Origin of the sequence: uncultured Psychromonas sp., assembly GCF_947489755.1 — a bacterium.
Lineage (GTDB): Bacteria > Pseudomonadota > Gammaproteobacteria > Enterobacterales > Psychromonadaceae > Psychromonas.
This window is the reverse complement of sequence record NZ_CANLFB010000019.1, coordinates 79,746-101,246: the sequence shown is the minus strand read 5'-3', so window position 1 is coordinate 101,246 and position 21,501 is coordinate 79,746. Positions and strand designations below refer to the sequence as shown.

Here is a 21,501-nt window from a genome sequence, read left to right as displayed (position 1 = left end):
TAACGCAGTCTCATACGCACACTTTTATGTGTTTTGGCCAATTCAGAAAAGTCATGTTTTTTCATACGTCACCAAGAAAATATAATTAGTTAATAATTGAATACATTAGATCACATAATTAGGCGGAATGGTATAACAAGTGTTAAGTAAAAAACTTAATTCTGTGACTTATTAGAAAAACTTATTCTTTTTTATTGCCTTTAATTTCTGTATGTTAACTGCCCCGAGAAATATATGTTTAAGGTTATAAATGAATCAATCAGTTTCAACATTCAAATCACGTCTTAATGCTTTTGGCCCTGGAATACTCATGGCGACAGCTTCTATAGGTGGTTCTCATTTAGTCGCATCAACGCAAGCGGGATCTATTTTTGGTTGGCAACTGCTTTGGTTAATTATTGCCGTTAATATACTTAAATATCCTTTCTTCCGTTTTGGTGTTGAGTACACATTAGCCACAGGTAAAAGCCTGATCGAAGGTTACCAAAGTAAGGGGCCTTGGTTTTTTTATTCGTTTATTGTTTTAAATATCATTGCCGCTGTAGTGAATACTGCAGGTGTTATTTTGTTAACGGCTAGCTTATTGCATTATGCTTTGCCTATCATCGTGCCTGTTACGGTATTGTGTTGGTTAATCTTGGCTGTCTGTTTAGTTATCTTATTGCTTGGCCACTTTAAAGCGCTCGATAATGTCGCTAAAGTGATTATGTTGATATTAACGATCACCACTGTGATTGCATTTATGGTTGCCTTTAATAACGGCCCTATGGCACCTGCTGATTATATTGGACCATCGCCTTATGAATTAGCGATGATTGGCTTTATGGTTGCGCTAATGGGCTGGATGCCCGCACCTATTGAGGTCTCTGCACTTAGTTCATTATGGTTAAAAGAAAAACAATCACAGCAAACCATTACCAGAAAACAGGGCCTGCTTGATTTTAATGTTGGCTACTGGTTAACAGCGATCTTAGCCTTGGTTTTCTTTGGCTTAGGTGTGTTGATACAATACGGTCAAAGTAGTACTGCTGTATTAGGTGGCGTTGCTTTTGCCAAACAACTGTCTGACATGTATGCCATGACGATTGGTGAATGGTCACGTCCTTTAGTGTCCATTATTGCTTTTTTATGTTTATTTGGAACAACTTTAACAGTGCTTGACGGTTATGCACGTACGCTTAATGAATCGCATAAACTATTAGGCTTTAAGCAATCTAAACACAGTTTGAATATTTGGTTATTACTGCAATCTTTTTCGGGTATGGCGGTTATATTGTTCTTCAAATCGGTTCTTGCGCCAATGTTAATGTTTGCGATGACACTTGCCTTTGTTACGACGCCAATATTTGCATGGCTTAACTTTAAGTTGGTTCGTTCAGAGAAGAGCATTCAACACAGTGCATTATTGCGAAGCTTAACTTGGTTAGGGTTACTTTATTTAATCGGTTTTGCTGCAGCATTTGTTATATGGAAAATTCTATAATCTAAAAATGATACGGTAAGTTAATGTTTGTTTTATTAACTGCCGTGTCGTTTGTTATAGAGAAGCTTTTTAAACTTAGCTATTAGTATGTTTGAATGTGCTTTATTAATAAATATGCTTTAAGAGGAGTCTATTACCTTGTCATCACCTAAGTTAAGAAGACGATTCATAGCGGTTGTTTCTATTGCGTTTTTTTTACTCGTTTCAACATTGGTATTTGTGGATATGTTGGGTTTCTTAAAAAAGCAGGACGTTGTTTTATCAAGAGAAGTTCAAGGACTTTTACTTGATAATGGCCAACCACTCTCTAACATTAAAGTATTTAGGGTGTTAACTTATGGAGAAGAATATTTAGATCAGGTCATCACAGATGAAAATGGTCATTTCTATTTTCCAGAGAAAATTATCCGTACTTCAAAACCATCACAAATGTTTTTTAATAGTAATTTACATCAACATATTTATGCAAAAACAGCTAACGATGATGAATTAGTCGTCTGGTATGGGAACATCATTCAAGCTGAAGACAGTGAAACATTAACTGAATTATTAAGCGATTTAGTTTGTGATATTACTGATGATGCAAAAACTTATGATATACCCGCGAAAGAAGACCCTAGCAAACTCTTTGTTATTTATACACGATGTAAACTGTAATGCTTTTCATTTTTAAAATAGCTAAGGATTAATAAAATTTAGCTTACTAAATATCTTGCTCTTATCTAATAGCCTACGACATCCTCATATCTATTTAAGCCTGTTTTTTCATCAACGTTTTCTATATTCCTAATTTTTGAATTTTAAATATCTCTTCGCTCCAAAATAGCCTTTTATATCTCTTATAAATAATCACACATAAAGACTAATTAGTATAAATAGTGACCATGATCGCATGGATCAAAACCGGTTTTGTTATTCGTTAATAAAGAGACTTAGTTCAAATAATAATCGCTATTATTCAGGGTAGACTAATAAATGATCATATATGTTGACAAATAATTCATTAAATAATTTGTTCGATTGCTTACTAATTTTTTATTCATCATTAAAAAGTTGTATTTAATCTTACTGAATTTTTTCTAAGTTGATTCTCAGATTACTTTTAAGTCTATTTTAAAATAAGGAAATAACGATGAAAATTAATACCTTAACTCTCGGGTTAGCGGCTAGCTTGCCATTTACTAGTTTAGCGAATGCAACAACTGTTGAATATTGGACGACACAAACACAATCGGACAGACTTCAAACTATTGAAGTGATGGCTGATGTGTTTGAAGCGCTGAATTCAGGTATTGATGTGAAAATAATTGCAGTTGACGAAAACGATATGCCAAAACAAATAGCCGCTGCGGCAGCGGCCAATACATTACCGGATATGATTGAAGTTGGGTCAGACCTTTCATTAGCGTTTGCTGAAGAGGGCATTATAGACGTTGCTTCTAATACAGATTTAGTTAAACGAATTGGTAAACAACGTTTTTATTCTGGTGCACTGAAGTTAGTAGAAAGTACCACGCTTAATGAATACGTTTCTGTTCCTTATAGTGGCTGGGTGCAAGGTATTTGGTATCGTGCCGATTGGTTTAAAGAAGCTGGGTTAGCGCCACCGACAACATGGGAAACAATAGAAGCTGCTGCAAAGTATTTCTATAAACCCACAGAAAATCAATACGGTATTTTGATTGGCACTAAAGCGGATAATTATGCTGAGCAATGCTATACACAATTTGCATTATCTAATGATGCTGGGCAGTTTAACAAAGACGGTGAGCTTGTTTTTAACTCGACAGCACAAAAAGAAGTCTTAGACTTTTATAAAAACCTATCGCAATACAATCCTCCTGGTCCACAAAGTTGGAGAGCACGAGATTATTACTTACAAGGTAAGTTAGCGATGTTCTTTTATTCGTCTTATATTTTAGATGATATCGCGCTTGCTGAAGCGGCTGCTAGTTCATTAAGTGCTGAAAACTTTACTGACCTTAAAGGTGCCGCTTTTGATCCTGATTTAGCAAAGAATACGCGTTTAGCTACCACCATCACTAAAACTTCTCCTTCATCATTCGGCACTTTGGTTGGTCTGAGTGTAATGAAAAATGACAATAAAGAAGAAGTTGAAGCCACTAAGGCGTTTATTGAATATATGAATGAAAAAGACCAAGTGGTTGCGTATTCACATATGGCGGTTGGCGGACATTTACCAATGTTACGAGATATTGCTGAAACGGATGAGTTTTTAAATGATCCTAAAGGTATTTTTGCGCAATACGGCAAAGAGTCTATTAAGGAAATCGTTGCAGGTTTTGACAATATTAAGAATTTCTCTGTAGTGGAAGGAAAAACCTTTCCTAAATCAGGTGAGATTTTTGCCAAGCAGATTATTCCTCGCATGATTTACCGCGCCACTATTGAAAATGAGAACACACAAGTATCGTTAGATTGGGCGGAAAAACAGATGAAACAGGTTGTTTCTGAATAACTGATTTTTAATTCGTATTTATTACTCTGTTATACAGATATCAATGATCCATATGAGGCTGCTATTCCTCATATGGATAAGGGAACACTATGACTCCACTAGAACGAGCAGAAGCTAAGTTTGGTTGGAAGTTGGTCGCACCGACTATTCTCATTCTTGGCTTACTGATTCTTTATCCACTGATGTATAACGTTTATCTGAGCTTTTTTGATGTTCAGTTAAACGGTTATAAAACATTCGTTGGCCTTGAAAACTATATAAAATTACTGACAAATACTGATTACTATTCTGCAATCGGCACAACCAGTTTGTATTTATTGGGCACTGTTGTAGGAACAACGCTATTAGGTTTGGCCATGGCGTTGCTATTGAAAGACCCTTTTAAAGGTCGAGGATTAGTGAATGCCGCTATTATGTTGCCCTATGTTGCACCTGTTATTTCAGTGGTGTTTGGTTGGCAGTTTTTGTTTGACCCTATTTCGGGTGTTGTAAATTATCTGTTTGTGGATGTATTGGGCATCTGGAGTGAACGCACTAATTTAATTGGTAATCCTGACTCTGCATTATGGGTGGTTGTGTTGTTTGATATTTGGAAGCATGCTCCTATCGCTTATTTACTTATATTATCGAAATTAGTGTCAGTATCACGAGACCAATATGAAGCCGCAGCAATAGATGGATATGGGCCGATCGGCCGTTTCTTTCATGTGACTTTACCGGAGTTGTACTTTGTACTGGCGACAGTCGTATTACTTCGTCTTATATGGAACCTTAACCGTTTTGAAGATGTGTATCTTCTTGCGCCTAATGTACAAACCTTGCCTATTTTTACTTATTACCAAGCCTTTACTGGGGTTATCGATCAAGGTTTAGCAGCGGCAACTTCTGTTATTCAGTTAGCGGTATTGTCGGTATTCATTTGGTTTTACATCAAAAAAATAATGAAGTGGTGATTTAATATGTTGGGAAAACGTACATTAACAGGACGTATTGGATTTGCTTTAGCCATCTTATTATTGGTGAGCTTTAGCTTATTACCTTTTGCTCAAATTCTTTCAACGTCGCTTAAACATCAGTATGACTGGGGAAACCCTTCATTGATTCCGCAAACTATTAATCTAGACGCATACAAAGAGCTATTAGGATTAACAGAAGCTAAAAAAGTTGAAATACCAGCTGCCATTCAAAAGATACTCAATAACCCAAAGTTACCTAAAGATAAAAAAGAGGCGATTGCCGCTAAATATACGTCTAACGAGAACTTATTTCCCTTTGGTAAATACATGCTTAATAGCGTTATATTTTCTGTTGGTGCGGCAACGTTCTCCCTTATTTTTTCTGTAATGGGCGCGTATTCAATCAGTCGATTACGTTTTAAAGGGCAAGTCGTTATACAGCGATCAGTGTTGTTTGTGTATATGGTCGGCGGCGTGTTATTGATGGTGCCTTTATATCAAATGGCGATGAATATTGGCTTAGCTTCTTCATTGTGGGGAAGTGCTTTCTGTTTGTTCTTGATTTACATTGTGCAAACCTTACCGGTCGGTATGTATATGTTAGGGAATTACTTTCGAGGCATTCCCTTCGCATTAGAAGAGGCGGCAATGATGGATGGCTGTTCTCGTAAAGAAGCCATCATAAAAGTCGTGTTACCACTTTCTTTACCTATGTTAGCCACCGTCTTTATTTATTGTTTTATTATTGGCTGGAACGAGTATTTATTTGCATCAGTGTTTCTTAAACAATACCCAGAATTCCACACATTACCACTAGCGTTACAGGAGTTGTTTGTATCCAAAAATGCAATTTGGGATCGGATCATGGCAGCATCAATGTTGACCTTGGCACCAATTGTAATTTGTTTCTTATTTGCATCTCGCTTTATGAAAGGCGGAAAAACAGACGGCGGGGTTAAAGGATAATTATGGCGGCTATTACATTAAAAAACATCATCAAAAGTTACGATAAAACACAGGTTGTAAAAGGTATCGATTTAGCGATTGAAGATGGCGAATTCGTAGTATTGGTTGGCCCTTCTGGTTGTGGTAAATCAACAACACTAAGAATGATTGCTGGCTTAGAGCAACCGACCTCTGGTGACATTATTATTGGTGACCGCGTGGTGAATGATATTGAACCTCAGAACCGCAATATTGCGATGGTCTTTCAAAATTATGCGCTTTACCCTCATAAGTCAGTTAAGGAAAATATTGTTTTTGCACTACGTCGTTTAAAGGTTGATAACGATGAAATTGAACGTCGCTTGAGTGAAATCAGTGAAATGTTACAACTTGAGGAGCTATTAGATAGAAAACCTGCAGATTTATCCGGTGGTCAGCGCCAGCGTGTTGCTATGGGGAGAGCTATTATACGAGAAGCGGATGTATTTTTGTTTGATGAGCCTTTATCAAATTTAGACTCTAAATTACGCAGTCATATGCGCACAGAAATAGGTAAAATCCACAACAAATTCGGGCGCACCAGTGTGTACGTTACGCATGATCAAGTTGAAGCTATGACTTTAGCAGATAAGGTTGTGGTCTTACACGATGGCTATATTGCACAATACGGTACACCGATGGAGATCTACCTTAACCCGACCAATATATTCGTTGCACAGTTTATTGGTTCACCTTCTATGAATATTATAGAAGGCACTTTATTTAATGATTATTTAGATATTGATGGTCATCATTTACCAAGAGAAAAATTATCAAATGTTGCTTATCAAGAAACAATTTCAGATTCTGGACTTAAGGTAAAAGTAGGCATTCGTCCTGATTTTTTTAACGATAAAGCGTTCTTTTCTGAAACAGATTTAACTTTTAACTTTAACAATGTCGTTATTGATCTGATTGAACCAATGGGTTTTGATAAAGAAGTCTTGTTCAACTTAGCGGGTGGCTCGGTAAAAGCTCGATTAGATTTACGCTCTGATATTACATTGGGCGTAAAAATTGATTTGCTGGTGGATCTTTCTCGTGTATTAATTTTCGACCCTGAAACAGAGCAGCGTCTCTAAGTGGTAGGTTGATTTTTAAAGTCTCAGATGAGGTGATTTATGTCGATTAAAAAACTGGCCGCATATTTAGGGTTATCAAAATCTACCGTATCCAGAGCGTTGAACGGCTACACCGATGTGAATGAGCAAACACGTGAAAAAGTACTAAAGGCTGCTCAGGATATCGGTTATAAAGCGAATCCTACGGCTAAAAGGTTAGCTTCTGGTAAGTCTCGCAATATCGGTATTATTCTGCCTGCTCATTCAAGAATGTTTGTCTCATCGGCCTTCTCGAAGGTATTAGCCGCGGCTGCTGAGTTTTTAGCAAAACATGATTATCAGTTAATTGTGACGACTATTTTTGATTGGCAAGATGAGCAACAAGTCTATTTTGATTTCATTACTAGCGGGTTAGTTGATGGTATTTTTATTGTACGTACTCGCCAGCTTGATCCACGGATCTCAATGTTGAAAAAGCATCAATTTCCCTATGTTTGCTTTGGCTTTGATACTGACTTTAAGAATGACAGCTTTGTTGATGTGGATAACGCACAAGCATTTTATGACCTTACACAACGTCAAATAAAGCAGGGGCATTCACGTATCGCTTTCTTAGATGCACCAAATGAATTAACGGTTTCACAAGCGAGAAAGCAAGGGTATTTACAAGCCATGCATGAAGCGCATATATCAATTGAACCACATTGGTTATTAAATGGTGAGCTTAATGAACATGATGCGATGCAAATGACTCAGACAATCATGTCATTACTTCACCGTCCTACTTGTATTCTGTGTGCAGATGATACGATGGCTTTAGGTGCTATCGCAGCTTGTGAAACGCTAGGTTATCAAGTGGGTATTGATGTTGCTGTTGCAGGTTATGGGGATTATGAACATAGTCGTTATACCAATCCCTCTATTACCACCGTTCAATATGATATTGATGCGGTTGGTGAAGGGATGTCTAAATTAATGTTAAATAAAGTCGAAGATAAGCAATTCGAGGTCAAAAATTGGCACGAAGCAACGCTTGTGATTAGGCAGTCAGATAATTACTTTATAACCAATTAAGCATGACTTTATTGCTATATTTAGGTTGGTTTTAATACGCTTTATTAGTCCTCTGAAATATTAATAAATCGGTTTTAGTTTGGTTTATCGATTTATTCTAATGATGATGACTTGGGATGATGACTTGGGATGATGACTTGGGATGATGACTTGGGATGATGACTTGGGATGATGACTTGGGATGATAAATTGGTTCAATAATTATCGACATTCATTAAACTGTCATATTCATTTTGTACTTTGAGATAATAAAATAACTCATTTTAAGGTTTAAAATGTTCAACAAGAAAAATGGTTTAGTGGGTGTTCTTTCGATAGTTGCTCTATTTAGCTCTGTCAATAATGTCATTGCAACAGAGATGGATTCGATCTTAGCGACCTTTCCTAAGCAGGGTAGTGAATTACCCTATTCGGTATTACGTGCTGATTTAAAAGATGCAAAAACACAATTACCTTTTGATATTCGTAATGGTGGTTATGGTTCAGCGATGACGGGTCATCCTACACAGACTAATCAATTTTATGCACTAACAGACCGCGGTCCTAATGCTAATCATCAAGGACAATACGGTAAAGGTAAGAGTTTTCCTGTTGCTGATTACACACCTCGTATTGGTTTATTTGAAGTAAAAGCTGGTGGCAAGATTGTTCAGCTAAAAGATATCCTATTAAAACGTCCCGATGGCAGCCTTATTTCAGGTTTGCCGAATAGCTCTGCATTGGGAGGAACAGGTGAAACGCCTTACCATGCTGATGGAAAGCCGGTATTAGTCAATGATCAGTTACCGTATAATGCGACAACAAACCCCATTAAATTAGATGATTATGGTTTAGATGGGGAAGGCTTAGTCGCTTTAAATGATGGTTCATTTTGGGTAAGTGATGAATACGGTCCACATATTGTTCACTTTGATGCTAATGGCGTCGAAATAGATCGTATCAATGCCTTTAAAGATGACAGTCGTACCTCATTACATTTACCTGCCGTCTATCAGCATCGTCGAGCCAATCGTGGTATGGAAGGACTCGCCATTACACCTGATGAAAATACGCTGGTGGGTATCATGCAATCTACCTTAAAGAACCCTGATAAAGCCGCACAGAAGGGCGATCTTACCCGCATTGTTAGTATTAACTTAAGTAATGGAGAAACTGAGCAATATTTATATCGCCAAGAGAAACTTGAAAATGCTAATTCTGAGATTGCTGCGTTAACCGCACGTAAATTTTTAGTGATTGAACGAGATGGCAGCTTCCTTCTCGGTGGGCCTAAAGAAGTCAATTCTAATGCCCAAAAACAAGTATATCGTATCGATTTGAGTACTGGTACTTCACTCTCTAGTGTCCCTTTATCCTCATCTATTACTAAAGATGAAAGCCATGGCTTATTGATTGATGGATTAACATTAGAACAATATGTTCAGAAAAATGGTTGGGATGCCTTAGCTGATAAAGGCATTAAACCTGTGTCTAAAAAATTAGTTATCGATATGGTCAAAGAAGTGGCTTATGCACATGATAAAATGGAAGGTTTATGGATTATTGATGATCAACATTTAGGTGTATTAAATGATGATGATTTTGCGACTTGGTCAACGGATGGAAAATTGGAACAAAAGTACTTAGATAAAAATACCGTCGATGCTAATCGCCTTTATATTATTAAAAAGGATTTACTCGGAGAGTAAAAACAACTTTTGAAATCGGAAAATGGGCTTATATTAATTTCGCGCCAGAGAATAACTAGGCCCATTGATTAGATTAAGTTTTTATTCAACTCAAGTTATTAAACCATTCATTAAATTATTCAGGCACTATTAAGCTTAGCTCATGATTAACCTTGATGGTGCTGAATAATTCTTCTCACTATCATCTCATCATGCACTAATGTGACACTTTATATTTAAGTTGCACCAAATTATCACATTAATATATAAACTTAATCAATTTTTTTGTTAGTTATCAGATGCTTATGAGTTGGTATACTTCTTGTACCTAATAAGTGATAAATTGTCTGTTATGAGTAAAAAATGTATCAATTATTCTCGTTGCCTGTACAAAAGATTATCCATTTTGTTGGCTTTAAAGCCATGCTTAGCTTTTATCTTTGTGTGTTATTAGCCATTATCGCTACACAACTAACCATCGTTCATTTCCCTGAAAAAATATCAATTCATGCACTCTCAATAGAGTTAGCTATTTTTTTCTATTTATCAGTGGCATTAATAATGATCATAAATGCTGAGTTACATTCTTTTAAACAGATGTTGAGTTCATTAAATGCCGATGCATTCGACTATCGAGAACTTAAAAAAAGTGACTTACTACCGGCTCATTTACTTGAACAATTAACCTCTTCCTATCGTGAGCTTGGACGGGTTAATGATAAAAACAAAGATAAATTGAGTGAGGTTTCTTACTCTGCGATACAAGTTATTAATACCGCACATTCAGTCACTGAAAACGTACAAAAACAATCGGATGCGACGAATGCTACGGCTGCAGCAATTACTGAAATGAGTGTCTCATTGAATGAAGTGAATACACGTATCAGTGACGTTCATCATTCATCGGAACATGCATTTAATACTGCTGAACAAGGTCGAGTTTCTATTGCGGAATTAAAAATATCTTTAGAAAAAGTGTCTTTTGAAGCCGACACAACAGCAAACGATATTGAGTTATTAATGACTCTGGCTCACACGGTTGCAGAGATTTCTGAATCTATTCAAGGTATTGCAGATCAAACTAATTTATTGGCATTAAACGCATCTATTGAAGCGGCAAGAGCAGGTGAGTTTGGGCGAGGTTTTGCTGTTGTTGCAGATGAGGTTCGCGCGTTATCACATCGTTCACATACAGCGGCGGACAGCATTGTAAAAAATGTGAGTTCGGTGATAAATCAAGGCAATAAAATTAGCCACAGTATGTCTAATGTTGTTGAGCAATCTACGCAATGCAAGCAAGGAGCAGATGTCGTCGATCAATCATTACAACAAATTGAAGAAGCGACTTTCGATGTGCGGGAGAAGATAAAAACTGTTGCAGATAATGTTGAGCAACAAACACTCGCTACCAATGAAATTGCTGAACATGTTGAGCTGGTGGTACAAGGGGCTAGAGCCAATGCTGAAGTAGCCAAGCAGGCTGAAACCGTTGCAACTCACCTTAAATCACTAACACAAATCACTGGCTAAAATTATTGAATAAGGAACGGATATGGGAATCTATATCATTATTTTATTACTGATCATTTTATTTTCAGTGTGGCTACATCATTATAAAACTAAACAACAAAAAGCATTATGCGTACAAGGGCTGGATAACATCTCGCATATTAAATTGCTGATCAGCGCTATACAAACTCATCGCGGGTTAAGTTCTGCATTCTTAAATGGTGATCAAAGTAAACAAGCCATGTTAACCACGATTGAGCAACAAGTTAATAATGAAATTAAGTATCTTGAAGCACAGCGTACCCTTGATGAAAAGGGGCGTTGGGGTTCGTTTATAGATCATTGGGAACGCCTTAAACAACATGATAAAGCGCGAGATGCAGATAATAGTTTTAAACAACATACACAGTTAATAGCGAATTTACTGTATCTACTAGAAGATGAAGCTGAGCGAGGGTATTTAAATGCAGGATCTTTTCCTACATTACCAAATATTGGATTCGTATGGAGGGAGTTGGTTGTCACGACTGAAATAATAGGGCAATCGCGCGCAATAGGGACGGGTGTTGCAACGAGCAAAACATGTTCGAGTGTTCATAAAATACGTTTATCATTTTTACAACAAAATATGCAGAAAACCATTAATAGCACATTACCTAAACTATCTTCACTTGAACGTTTTACAGGTGAACATAAGGCGTTATTAAAAGTCGCTAAATTAAAAATGGAGTTTTTAAGTAGTACTATTGAAAGGGAGTTAATTAGCGCAGATAAAATCAGTATTAATCAAGATGAGTATTTTGCGTTAGCGACCGATAGTATTAAAGCACTAGATTCGATATTTAATCATCAAATAGAACAAATCCAACACATTATTTAGGTTTAATATTAGGTCTCCATATTTAACCTAAGTATCAGTCATCATCAAAGTCATCGTAAAATGTCGTCGAGCTACGAATGTAGGTATTGGTACTGGTAACGATTGAGCGAATCGCTACCCGATAGAATTTTACTGATGGAAGAGTTTAACTGATAGAATAGTATAAGTAATAGCAGAACAATAGATGTGTTTACTGCTTACTAAGACTCTGCGTCTTGGATGGTACCGACTAATAATACTGGCGCTGCATCAAGTTCAGTGGCATCCATCATTGAAGCAATGCGCTCTACGGCAGACAGTAACTGACTTTGCTCCCATTCTTCAAGGCGCTGATAGCGTTTAATAAAATGTTCTTGTAATGGTTGTGGTGATGAGCTTAAAACCGCTTGCCCTGCTTCACTTAATGAAAGATGTACTTTACGTTTATCTGTTTTACTACGCGTTCTGATAACAAAGTCGCGCGCTTCTAATCGATCTATAATGGTTGTTACTGTCGCAGCACTTAATGTAATTTCTTGGGCTATTTGCTTAGCAAGTGGCGCTTCAAGCTGGTCAATTTTTCTCATTACTAGTAACTGTGGGCCAGTTAATCCAGACTCTTTATTCAATTGACGAGAGTGAATGCTAATCGCTCTGATCACTCGTCGTAATGAAATTAATAACTGCTCTTGCTTTTCCATAATGCTCACTCTATTTTTTGTGTAGCATAACAAAAATATTCATAAGACTCATGTGTAAAATCATAAAAAAAGCAGAATAACGAAACTCGCTATTCTGCTTTTTATTAGTGTATTACTGCCTTTGATATTAAGTAGTAAACACACTTAATATCAGGTTGTAATCGTTGGTTAATCCATCAATTCAATTTTAGTAAAGTCGATTTTATTCTCTTTTGGAGAACGTTCAATATCGGCTACTTTACGGTAGTGAGCTAATAGCATATAACCAAAGCATCCTAAGATTAAACCGATTGCTAACGCACCAACCCATTGGATTTGTAAAAAGTTTAGTTTGAACAATAATGTTAAACCACTCAATAAAACAATGTTACCAATGATGTAAGGTATTTTACCAAAACGTTTTACTGTTAAGTTTAAGTTATCAGTATATAAACGAACCAGCGAATCTAGTGAGTTGATTACAAAGGTAATGCCCACAATAACCATCGCTAAGTTATAAAATCCTGCCGTAGAGATAGCATTGACGCTGTAGTAATAAAGCACAGTAAACCAAATTGCAATTGGGATAGATGGGAATATCATCATTGCACCTAATACTTGATACGTTTTCATGCCACTAACAAAACGAGAGGTAAATTGACCAATCATGATGCTCCAAGCAAACCACCAGTAAAGGTAAAATTCATGGTAATCATTCAACGGTAATACAAAGTGATTAATATTAGCAAAGTAATCGCCGATTAAACCAAAGGTAGTAAAGAACTCACCAACACTTGAATTATCAGATAAGAAAGCGCCAGACCACATAATGATGATCAATGCGAAAAATAACCAGCTACTACCTAAACTTAAAATACGTACGTAACGAATGCTTGTACTTGAATATACAGCCGCTGCGATCGCTAAGAATACGATTAAGTAGAAACTGCCAACAATGCTCTCGCCGTCACCTAGGCCTGGTAAATACCAAGGTAAGTTGGTGAGTAACAAATAGGCCGTAAAGGCACACGTACCTATAATAACGACATTGTTGATAAACTTGATCAGTGGCACTTCAAAAAACTTAACTCTTGGTTCAATGACACAAAAATAGAAACAAGTAACAAAGTAGAAAGCCCAAATTAAAAATGCCCAAAATCCAAACTCTATAGAGAGGGGATTAGTAAAACCATATTCAGGGCTAGTGGCTAAATCGGCATAACCTGCAAATTCAGTCAATGGGAACATGATTAAACCTACATCTAAACCAGATGTAAATAGAATCGCGATAAAGGTAAATTTACGTACTGGTGTTACACCAATACATTGCATATTACCCCAACGGAATAAGATAAATGCGATGGCAGCAAAAACGAATAAGATGCCGATCGAGAGCCAAAGAGTCATTATTTGGCCTCCCAGTGGATAGTGTTGATAAACATAGATAATTCCTTGTTTTATGTTTTAAAACGCTACGCCATTATTTTTAAGACAATCTTGCCCTCAAACCTTAAGTATCGTAGTGATAATGCCAATAAATGACATAGTTAGATGACGATAGTTAAACCCTGAAAAATAACGCAGTTTGATAGGCCATTTGCAATACTTGCATAGGTTGACCTTACACCTCATTTTAGTCATTCATTGATCTTGCAATCAACGAATCACTAAAAGTGAAACTCATTTTCGATTAACTCGTTTTTCGTTTTGGCTCTGTTAATCGTTGCTTTTGCTGCCAATCTTCCGCCACTGTTACTTTAGCAGTGCTTGGTGCTAGCATTTTGTTGCCTAAGATAATATCTGCGGCACGCTCTGCGACCATGATCGTTGGCGAGTTAAGGTTACCGTTAGGAATAGTTGGGAAAATAGAGGAATCAACTACACGAAGTCCGTCGATGCCATGCACCTTCGTTTCTGAGTTAACGACTGCCATCTCATCTTCACCCATTTTGCATGAACAAGAAGGGTGGTAAGCACTTTCAACAGAGCTTCTGACAAACTCATCAATTTCTTCGTTTGTTTGTATTGCCAATCCAGGTTGGATTTCTTCACCACGATATTCATCTAAACCCGGTTGATTAATAATCTCACGTGTTAAACGAACACAAGCTCTAAAGCCTTCAATATCATCTTGATGTGCTAAGTAATTAAATTGAATTTGTGGAGCAACATTTACATCACTTGATACGACTTTCACAGAGCCGCGACTTTTCGGCTTGTTGTGACCAATATGTACTTGGAAACCATGCCCAGCAAACGCTTCTTTACCGTCATAACGCATTGCTGCAGGTAAGAAATGATACTGAAGATCTGGCCACTCTAAGCTCGCTTTTGAGCGGATGAATCCACATGATTCAAAGTGATTAGTTGCACCTAGACCTGATTTATTTAAGATCCAACGCATACCGATTAATAGTTTATTTAGCGGATCAATTTTTCCGTTTAATGAAATTGGTTTTAAACATTTAAACTGAAAGTAAAATTCAAGGTGGTCTTGTAAATTTTCACCTACACCAGGTAATTCATGGTGTTGTTCAATACCCGCTTCTTTTAATGTTTCTGCTTTACCAATACCTGATAACTGAAGGATATGAGGTGACCCGATAGATCCAGCACTCAGTAGGACTTCTTTACTACAAAGCTGATCAGTTAATTGACCTTTTACTTCATAGCGAACACCGACTGCTTTTTTACCTTCAAGCAATACTTTGTGTACTAGAGCATGTGTCACAACGGTTAAGTTACTGCGTTTCATCGCAGGTCTTAAATAAGCATTAGCCGTAGACCAGCGCACGCCATTTTTAACCGTCATGTGCATTGGGCCAAAACCCTCTTGTTGCTCCGCATTATAATCAGCAGTGGCTAAATAACCTGCGTCTACACCGGCATCAACAAATGCTTGGTATAGTGGATTTTTCATGTTGTTGCCATTGTTGGTGGCAAGTGGACCTGAGTCACCGCGGTAATCATTACCGCCAAATGACCAAGTCTCTGCTTTCTTAAAATAAGGTAAGCAATGTGCATAATCCCAGTTTTCAGCGCCAGCATGTTGCCATTCGTCAAAATCACGAGCATGGCCACGTACATAGACCATCCCGTTGATTGATGAAGAACCGCCCAGTACTTTACCGCGAGGGCAATGCATACGACGATTATTCAAAAACGGTTCTGCTTCCGTTTCAAACTGCCATGCATACTTTTTGGTATTCATTGGAATTGAGAGGGCCGTTGGCATTTGAATAAAAATGCTCTTATCACTGCCACCCGTTTCTAGTAGTAGAACTTTATTGTTTGGATTTTCTGATAAACGGTTTGCAAGTACACAACCTGCACTACCTGCACCCACAATAATATAATCATAGTTTGTTGTAGTCATAGTCATCCTTAAAATGGGCTTTCAAGATTTTGCATACCAACATATACCGCTTTAATTTGGGTATAAGCTTTTAATGTTTCGCTACCATTTTCACGGCCAATACCTGACATTTTGTAGCCGCCTACAGGCATTTCAGCTGGTGATGCACCATAAGCATTGATCCAACAAATACCTGCTTGAATTTGGTGTATTACACGGTGTGCGCGCGTGATGTCTTGTGTAAATACTGCTGCTGCTAAACCTAGGCGTGTATCATTTGCACGCTTAACAACTTCTTCTTCGTCGGTAAAAGTCAGTACAGACATAACAGGACCGAAGATTTCTTCTTTAGTGAGTGTCATTTCATCTGTGCAATCAGTGAAAATGGTAGGAGCTACAAAGAAGCCGTTTGGTGCGCTTTCAGGTTGTAATGCTTTACCACCTGTTAATAACGTTGCACCTTCTTTTTTACCGATTTCAATGTACTCCAACACTTTTTGCTGGTGGTCTTTTGAAATTAATGCACCAAAGTTTGTCTCTGGATTCATTGGATCGCCACAGATAATGTTTTGCTCTGTGCGTTCAACTAAACGTTTAATGAATTGAGGGTAGAGTTCTTTTTGAACAAAAACACGCGTACCGTTAGTGCAAACTTCACCTTGAGTGTAGAAGTTAGCTAACATCGCTGCAGAAACAGCATTTTCAACATCGGCATCATCAAAAATAATTAATGGTGATTTACCGCCTAATTCCATGGTGACTTCTTTTAATGAGCTGGCAGCTGCCGCCATTACTTTTTTACCTGTACCCACTTCACCAGTGAAAGAGACTTTGGCAATATCTTCATTACCAGTTAGCCATGCACCAACACGTCCATCACCTTGAACCACATTGAATACACCATCTGGGATACCGGCTTCAGTGAAAATTTCTGCTAAACGCATTGCACCGCGAGGTGTTTCTTCTGAAGGTTTAAAAATCATTACGTTACCGCAAGCTAAAGCGGGTGCGGCTTTCCAACAAGCAATCTGTAATGGATAGTTCCAAGCACCAATACCCGCACAAATACCTAATGGTTCACGGCGTGTGTAGTAAAAGTCATCACCAATAGTTTGTTGATTACCTTCAATACTTGGCGCTAACCCTGCAAAAAATTCAATTGAGTCTGCACCTGTAACGATATCGACTTCAATTGCTTCTTGTAATGGCTTACCTGTGTCTAAAACTTCACCTGCAGCAAGCTCGTCATTATGTTCACGCAATAACGCAACGGCTTTAAGTAAGATGCGGCTACGTTCGATCGCAGTCATTTTTGACCACGTTGCAAATCCTGCTTTTGAACTCGCAATAGCTGCTTGTTGAACTGCTTCAGTGGCTGTTTCTACTAAGTAACTAACTTGTCCCGTTGCTGGGTTAATGACTTCAAATGTTTCGCCAGTGCCATTAGCAATATATTGACCATGGACATAATTTTGATAAACGATTAATGATGACATTGATTTTCTCCATACTGTGTAATAACAGTATTAATAAAGGCTTTAGATAATATTTGAGCTTGTTTGAATTCTTCTTCTGGCGTTGCACTTAAGGCGCTTCGTAGCCAGAAACCGTCAATCACAGCGGCTGTTTGTTTGGCTGCATTAGTCGCAGCTGTATTAGATAATAGCTGTTTAAAGCAAAAAAGAAGATTGCTATATAAACGCTTACTATTGATATTTTGTAGTCTTGCTAGACCTGGTTCATGCATTGCTTGAGACCAAAAGCTTAACCATGTTTTAGTCGCAGCACTAGATCGTTGTAACTCAGTGAAGTTTGCTTCAACAATCATTGATAACCGATCTATTGGGGACAGATTTTTATCTGAAATTCTGCTCAATAATGCTTGTTTTAATTGGTCGAGAAGATACTTAAGGGCGGCTTCGATTAAACCTTGTTTACCACCAAAATAATGGCTAATGATGCCAGATGACATACCTGCCATTGCACTGATTGTGTTGATAGTGGTGTGTTGTAAACCATGGCGTTCTACTGACATTAATGTCGCATCGATCAGTTGTTGTTGTCTAACTTCTTTGACCGCTGGCCTCGCCATAAATAACTTCCTTATTATTTTTATTCTTCATAAAACGTTATTAATTGAACGTTCAATTAATAACGATCCTAATGATTAGTGCACTAACTATCAAGTGTTAATTTAAAGAGTGTTGATGTTATAAGTTTATTCATTACGTTAACTAACTGATTACATTTTGATTGGTTTGTTGATTGAATCCGCTTGTGGAGGGGCCTTACAGTGGTTTTATGGCGTGCTGTTTAGTCGATTAATCTATTTAATAATAGTTTTAGTCGTAACTATTATTAAATCTAAAAAGATAAAATATAACCATATTACTTTGTTTTTTGATTATATTTTATTCAAAATGAACAAAGAAATAGAGTTTTTAATATATGTGCTCAAATAGAGATCTTGAAACATATCATGAAGAAAGTTTTCTTCTTTTCTCCATAATTCTTGCTCATTTTAGTTTTATAGTCTTTTTAACTGAAAATAGAATGTATACAAATACGTTTAATAAAATTGAGGCGATGATGAGAAAAATTAAAGTGATAGTGGGGCTTTTTATACTGAACACTATGCTAGTCAACACCGTTAATGCTGAAGATTTACTGACAGCGACTATTATTGGGTCGGGCTCACCTCAATATAATGAAAATAGGGCAAGTGCGAGTGTATTAGTTAGCGCAGGAGAAACTAAGATTCTTGTTGATATGGGGAATGGTACTCAAGCTAACTTGCATCGTTTAGGGATTAAAATTCATGATCTATCAAGTCTCTTTTTTACGCATCATCACCTTGATCACAATGAAGAATTTGTTCCTATTTTAATTAACGCTTTAATGGGGCGTAATAACTTCACTATTGTTGGCCCACCTAATACGATTAAATTGACTGAAACAAATGTAGAACTTTACCAAGAAGACATTGAATATCGATTAGGTAAAACGCAACGCACACTTGCTGATCGTAAAAAAGCATTCGATGTCAAAGATATACAAGGCGGAGAATCATTTAAAGTCGGTGATATCAAAGTGAGCACAGTAGAGGTGCCACATACTATTCATACTATTGCTTATCGTTTTGATTACAAAGGGCAGTCTATTGTCATTACAGGTGACCTTACCTATTCAGATAAATTACCAACGTTAGCTAAAAATGCTGATTTTATGATAATCGATTCTGGTGGCATGGTGATCCAAAATCGCAATGGTAAACAAAACAATGCCAAACAAAGACAAGGCAATAATCACAGTAAAAAAGGCAAAAACACACGTCAACGTGCACATTTAGACTTAGCTGATTCAAGTAAAATGGCTAAAAAAGCAAATGTAAAAAATCTCGTTTATACCCATTTTAATACTGGCAATGTAAATGAAGAAGCGAGCTTGAAAGTCATTCGAAAAAATTACTCTGGTCATGTCATTTTCGGTGAAGACTTGATGATCATTAATAACCAAAATAGTGCAACTAAAAGTAGCATTGTTCCATCAGCTAACAATAAAGAAACTTATATGTATCAGGTGGTTGATACAGGTCAGACTCCATATTATAGCAATGATAGTGTGATTCAAGATCCTAATAAAATAGATAGTTTCTTTGGGCAAGATGCAAGTTTTATCATTAATAGTCCTTCTTACACGAACAATAATAACGGCACGATTACAGATAATGTCACGCAATTAATGTGGCAACAAGGACTCACTAAAAAACTATCTTATCAGGAGGCATTAGAAGCGGTTAAGTCTTTCAATTTTGGTGGGTATAACGATTGGAGGATCGCTAATATTAAAGAGCTTTATTCTTTAATTCAATTTACAGGTTCAGTTAAAGGTCAGTCAGCTATTACACCGTTTATTGATACTGATTACTTTCAACAACCATTAGGCGATGTAAACCAAGGGGAGCGAGAAATTGATGCTCAAGTGTGGAGTAGCACTGAATATGTATCAACAACAATGAAAGATGATAAAACAGTGTTTGGTGTTAACTTTGTTGATGGTCGTATTAAAGGCTATCCGAAGTTTGATCCTCGTACTAAAGAGCCTAATAAAATGTACTTTAGGTTTGTGAGAGGTAATCAAGGTTATGGTAAAAACCACTTTGTTAATAACAATGATGGCACCATTACAGACACAGCAACGGGATTAATGTGGCAAACAGTAGATAGCGATAAGGGCATGAATTGGCAAGATGCTTTAACTTATTCTAATAACCTAACATTAGGTGGATATGACGATTGGCGGTTACCTAATGCCAAAGAGTTGCAGAGCATTGTTGATTATAGTCGTTCACCTGCAACCTCTAACTCTGCTGCTATCGATCCAGTATTTAAAACATCTACTATTAAGAATGAAGCCGGAGAAAAAGATTACCCTTATTATTGGAGTTCAACGACTCACCTTGATGGACCGGTTCCTGAGAAAAATGCAGTTTATATTGCTTTTGGAAAATCGTTAGGAAAAATGCGAGGCAATATCATGGATGTTCATGGTGCAGGTGCTCAGAGAAGTGATCCTAAAACGGGTGAAGCAATGTCTAGAGGGCCGCAAGGCGATATGATTCGAGTGAATAATTATGTACGTAGCGTAAGGGGAGGTGTTGTTGATACTTCTGTCCAAGTACCTAAAAAAACAGTTCATCGTTATTCTAAGAGTAACGCTTCTGCTGGTAGCAATTCAGCTAAGAACGCAGCGATAAAGGACCATTCAATAAATAATGATAAACCTAACAATAATGTAAACCGCCGTAATATGAAATTCATTGAGAGGTTTGATAAAGACCTTGATAATAAAGTGTCAGTTGAAGAGTTCAAAGGAAGGGTGAAGCGTTTTAAATCACTCGATAAAAATGGTGATGGTTACCTTACTGCCGACGAAGCGCCAACAGGGCCTCCAAAGTGACTTGCCAACGTTGCATTATCGACGTGATTTTAATGAAGCAATCGCGCTAAAATAAAATGACTATTGCTCAATATAGATCTTATAAATAATAGTAATTACCCTATATTTCTTTGTCACTTTAAGCTTAATAACAATGAAGTCTAGGGTAGCCGTAATGTCATTCATATATAACTAATAACGCTAATGCCTTTTCTTATGCTTACTTCAAATTTTTGATGAATGACTAATCATCAACCTTCATCATTAATGCTCAATTCCCAATAAATATCCAGTGGCTAAGACCCCTTTTTATCAACGCATCATTTGATCTATTGTATTTAATCTTGAACGAATTTTAAGCACCTCTTCCTTGCGGCTCGCTTAAATATAATTTTCCTTTTTGTTTCTTATCGAACTTTTTTGTTTGGTTTTGTTTAATATGTTTGATTGTTGAAC

General features: G+C 37.1%; 16 protein-coding genes. 11 read left to right on the top strand and 5 right to left on the bottom strand.

The features are described from left to right. The first annotated feature begins 250 nt into the window (after window positions 1-250). The 10 genes from Q0794_RS12060 (at window position 251) to Q0794_RS12015 (ending at window position 12,093) form a co-directional block, all read left to right on the top strand. Window positions 251-1,483 carry a divalent metal cation transporter gene (locus tag Q0794_RS12060; RefSeq protein WP_298942210.1) on the top strand — a complete coding sequence of 411 codons (1,233 nt, stop codon included), beginning with the start codon at window positions 251-253 and terminating at the stop codon, window positions 1,481-1,483. Between the two features lie 138 nt (window positions 1,484-1,621). Beyond that, window positions 1,622-2,140, top strand: coding sequence for a DUF6795 domain-containing protein (locus tag Q0794_RS12055; RefSeq protein WP_298942208.1), 519 nt, complete (start codon window positions 1,622-1,624; stop codon window positions 2,138-2,140). A gap of 475 nt (window positions 2,141-2,615) precedes the next feature. Then, window positions 2,616-3,962: an extracellular solute-binding protein gene (locus Q0794_RS12050; protein ID WP_298942206.1), complete on the top strand. Its 1,347-nt coding sequence runs from the start codon at window positions 2,616-2,618 to the stop codon at window positions 3,960-3,962. 89 nt (window positions 3,963-4,051) lie between these two features. Beyond that, a complete protein-coding gene (locus Q0794_RS12045) occupies window positions 4,052-4,915 on the top strand; it encodes a sugar ABC transporter permease (protein WP_298942204.1) in 864 nt (287 codons plus the stop codon). 6 nt (window positions 4,916-4,921) lie between these two features. Further along, a complete protein-coding gene (locus Q0794_RS12040; RefSeq protein WP_298942202.1) occupies window positions 4,922-5,884 on the top strand; it encodes a carbohydrate ABC transporter permease in 963 nt (320 codons plus the stop codon). Window positions 5,885-5,886: 2 nt separating this feature from the next. Continuing rightward, window positions 5,887-6,984 carry a sn-glycerol-3-phosphate ABC transporter ATP-binding protein UgpC gene (gene ugpC, locus Q0794_RS12035; protein ID WP_298942201.1) on the top strand — a complete coding sequence of 366 codons (1,098 nt, stop codon included), beginning with the start codon at window positions 5,887-5,889 and terminating at the stop codon, window positions 6,982-6,984. A 39-nt stretch (window positions 6,985-7,023) separates the two neighbouring features. After that, on the top strand, window positions 7,024-8,037 hold the full coding sequence (locus Q0794_RS12030) for a LacI family DNA-binding transcriptional regulator (RefSeq protein ID WP_298942199.1): 1,014 nt from the start codon (window positions 7,024-7,026) through the stop codon (window positions 8,035-8,037). A 275-nt stretch (window positions 8,038-8,312) separates the two neighbouring features. Continuing rightward, window positions 8,313-9,725: an esterase-like activity of phytase family protein gene (locus tag Q0794_RS12025; RefSeq protein ID WP_298942196.1), complete on the top strand. Its 1,413-nt coding sequence runs from the start codon at window positions 8,313-8,315 to the stop codon at window positions 9,723-9,725. Between the two features lie 342 nt (window positions 9,726-10,067). Then, the gene (locus tag Q0794_RS12020; RefSeq protein ID WP_298942195.1) at window positions 10,068-11,234 is read left to right on the top strand and encodes a methyl-accepting chemotaxis protein; all 1,167 of its coding nucleotides are present in this window, start codon (window positions 10,068-10,070) and stop codon (window positions 11,232-11,234) included. A 22-nt stretch (window positions 11,235-11,256) separates the two neighbouring features. Continuing rightward, a complete protein-coding gene (locus Q0794_RS12015) occupies window positions 11,257-12,093 on the top strand; it encodes a nitrate- and nitrite sensing domain-containing protein (protein WP_298942194.1) in 837 nt (278 codons plus the stop codon). A gap of 200 nt (window positions 12,094-12,293) precedes the next feature. Here the strand turns inward: Q0794_RS12015 and Q0794_RS12010 are convergent, their stop codons facing one another. The 5 genes from Q0794_RS12010 to betI all read right to left on the bottom strand — a co-directional run bounded on the left by Q0794_RS12010 (window position 12,294) and on the right by betI (window position 18,199). After that, window positions 12,294-12,773: a MarR family transcriptional regulator gene (locus Q0794_RS12010; protein ID WP_025565334.1), complete on the bottom strand. Its 480-nt coding sequence runs from the start codon at window positions 12,771-12,773 to the stop codon at window positions 12,294-12,296. Between the two features lie 168 nt (window positions 12,774-12,941). Further along, entirely contained in the window at window positions 12,942-14,159 is a 1,218-nt protein-coding gene (locus Q0794_RS12005) for a BCCT family transporter (protein WP_298942188.1), read from the bottom strand. A 283-nt stretch (window positions 14,160-14,442) separates the two neighbouring features. Beyond that, complete coding sequence (gene betA, locus Q0794_RS12000) at window positions 14,443-16,134, bottom strand: choline dehydrogenase (RefSeq protein WP_298942186.1); 1,692 nt, start codon at window positions 16,132-16,134, stop codon at window positions 14,443-14,445. A 2-nt stretch (window positions 16,135-16,136) separates the two neighbouring features. Further along, window positions 16,137-17,603: a betaine-aldehyde dehydrogenase gene (gene betB, locus Q0794_RS11995; RefSeq protein WP_298942185.1), complete on the bottom strand. Its 1,467-nt coding sequence runs from the start codon at window positions 17,601-17,603 to the stop codon at window positions 16,137-16,139. Beyond that, window positions 17,591-18,199 (bottom strand): transcriptional regulator BetI, encoded by a 609-nt coding sequence (betI, locus tag Q0794_RS11990; RefSeq protein ID WP_298942183.1) that lies wholly within the window; start codon window positions 18,197-18,199, stop codon window positions 17,591-17,593. The genes betB and betI overlap by 13 nt, the downstream gene beginning before the upstream one ends. Window positions 18,200-18,660: 461 nt before the next feature. On the opposite strand from betI, the gene Q0794_RS11985 reads away from it, so the two are divergent. Beyond that, window positions 18,661-21,066 (top strand): DUF1566 domain-containing protein, encoded by a 2,406-nt coding sequence (locus Q0794_RS11985; RefSeq protein WP_298942181.1) that lies wholly within the window; start codon window positions 18,661-18,663, stop codon window positions 21,064-21,066. Window positions 21,067-21,501: the final 435 nt, after the last annotated feature.

Bases quoted from the DNA above. Each gene is read 5' to 3' on its own strand.
- Q0794_RS12015 (WP_298942194.1), top strand. From the start codon at position 11,257: ATGGGAATCTATATCATTATTTTATTACTGATCATTTTATTTTCAGTG.
- Q0794_RS12030 (WP_298942199.1), top strand. From the start codon at position 7,024: ATGTCGATTAAAAAACTGGCCGCATATTTAGGGTTATCAAAATCTACC.
- betA (WP_298942186.1), bottom strand. From the start codon at position 16,134: ATGACTATGACTACAACAAACTATGATTATATTATTGTGGGTGCAGGT.
- Q0794_RS12010 (WP_025565334.1), bottom strand. From the start codon at position 12,773: ATGGAAAAGCAAGAGCAGTTATTAATTTCATTACGACGAGTGATCAGA.
- Q0794_RS12020 (WP_298942195.1), top strand. From the start codon at position 10,068: ATGTATCAATTATTCTCGTTGCCTGTACAAAAGATTATCCATTTTGTT.
- Q0794_RS12060 (WP_298942210.1), top strand. From the start codon at position 251: ATGAATCAATCAGTTTCAACATTCAAATCACGTCTTAATGCTTTTGGC.
- betB (WP_298942185.1), bottom strand. From the start codon at position 17,603: ATGTCATCATTAATCGTTTATCAAAATTATGTCCATGGTCAATATATT.
- betI (WP_298942183.1), bottom strand. From the start codon at position 18,199: ATGGCGAGGCCAGCGGTCAAAGAAGTTAGACAACAACAACTGATCGAT.
- Q0794_RS12050 (WP_298942206.1), top strand. From the start codon at position 2,616: ATGAAAATTAATACCTTAACTCTCGGGTTAGCGGCTAGCTTGCCATTT.
- Q0794_RS12025 (WP_298942196.1), top strand. From the start codon at position 8,313: ATGTTCAACAAGAAAAATGGTTTAGTGGGTGTTCTTTCGATAGTTGCT.
- Q0794_RS11985 (WP_298942181.1), top strand. From the start codon at position 18,661: ATGTATACAAATACGTTTAATAAAATTGAGGCGATGATGAGAAAAATT.
- Q0794_RS12045 (WP_298942204.1), top strand. From the start codon at position 4,052: ATGACTCCACTAGAACGAGCAGAAGCTAAGTTTGGTTGGAAGTTGGTC.
- ugpC (WP_298942201.1), top strand. From the start codon at position 5,887: ATGGCGGCTATTACATTAAAAAACATCATCAAAAGTTACGATAAAACA.
- Q0794_RS12040 (WP_298942202.1), top strand. From the start codon at position 4,922: ATGTTGGGAAAACGTACATTAACAGGACGTATTGGATTTGCTTTAGCC.
- Q0794_RS12005 (WP_298942188.1), bottom strand. From the start codon at position 14,159: ATGACTCTTTGGCTCTCGATCGGCATCTTATTCGTTTTTGCTGCCATC.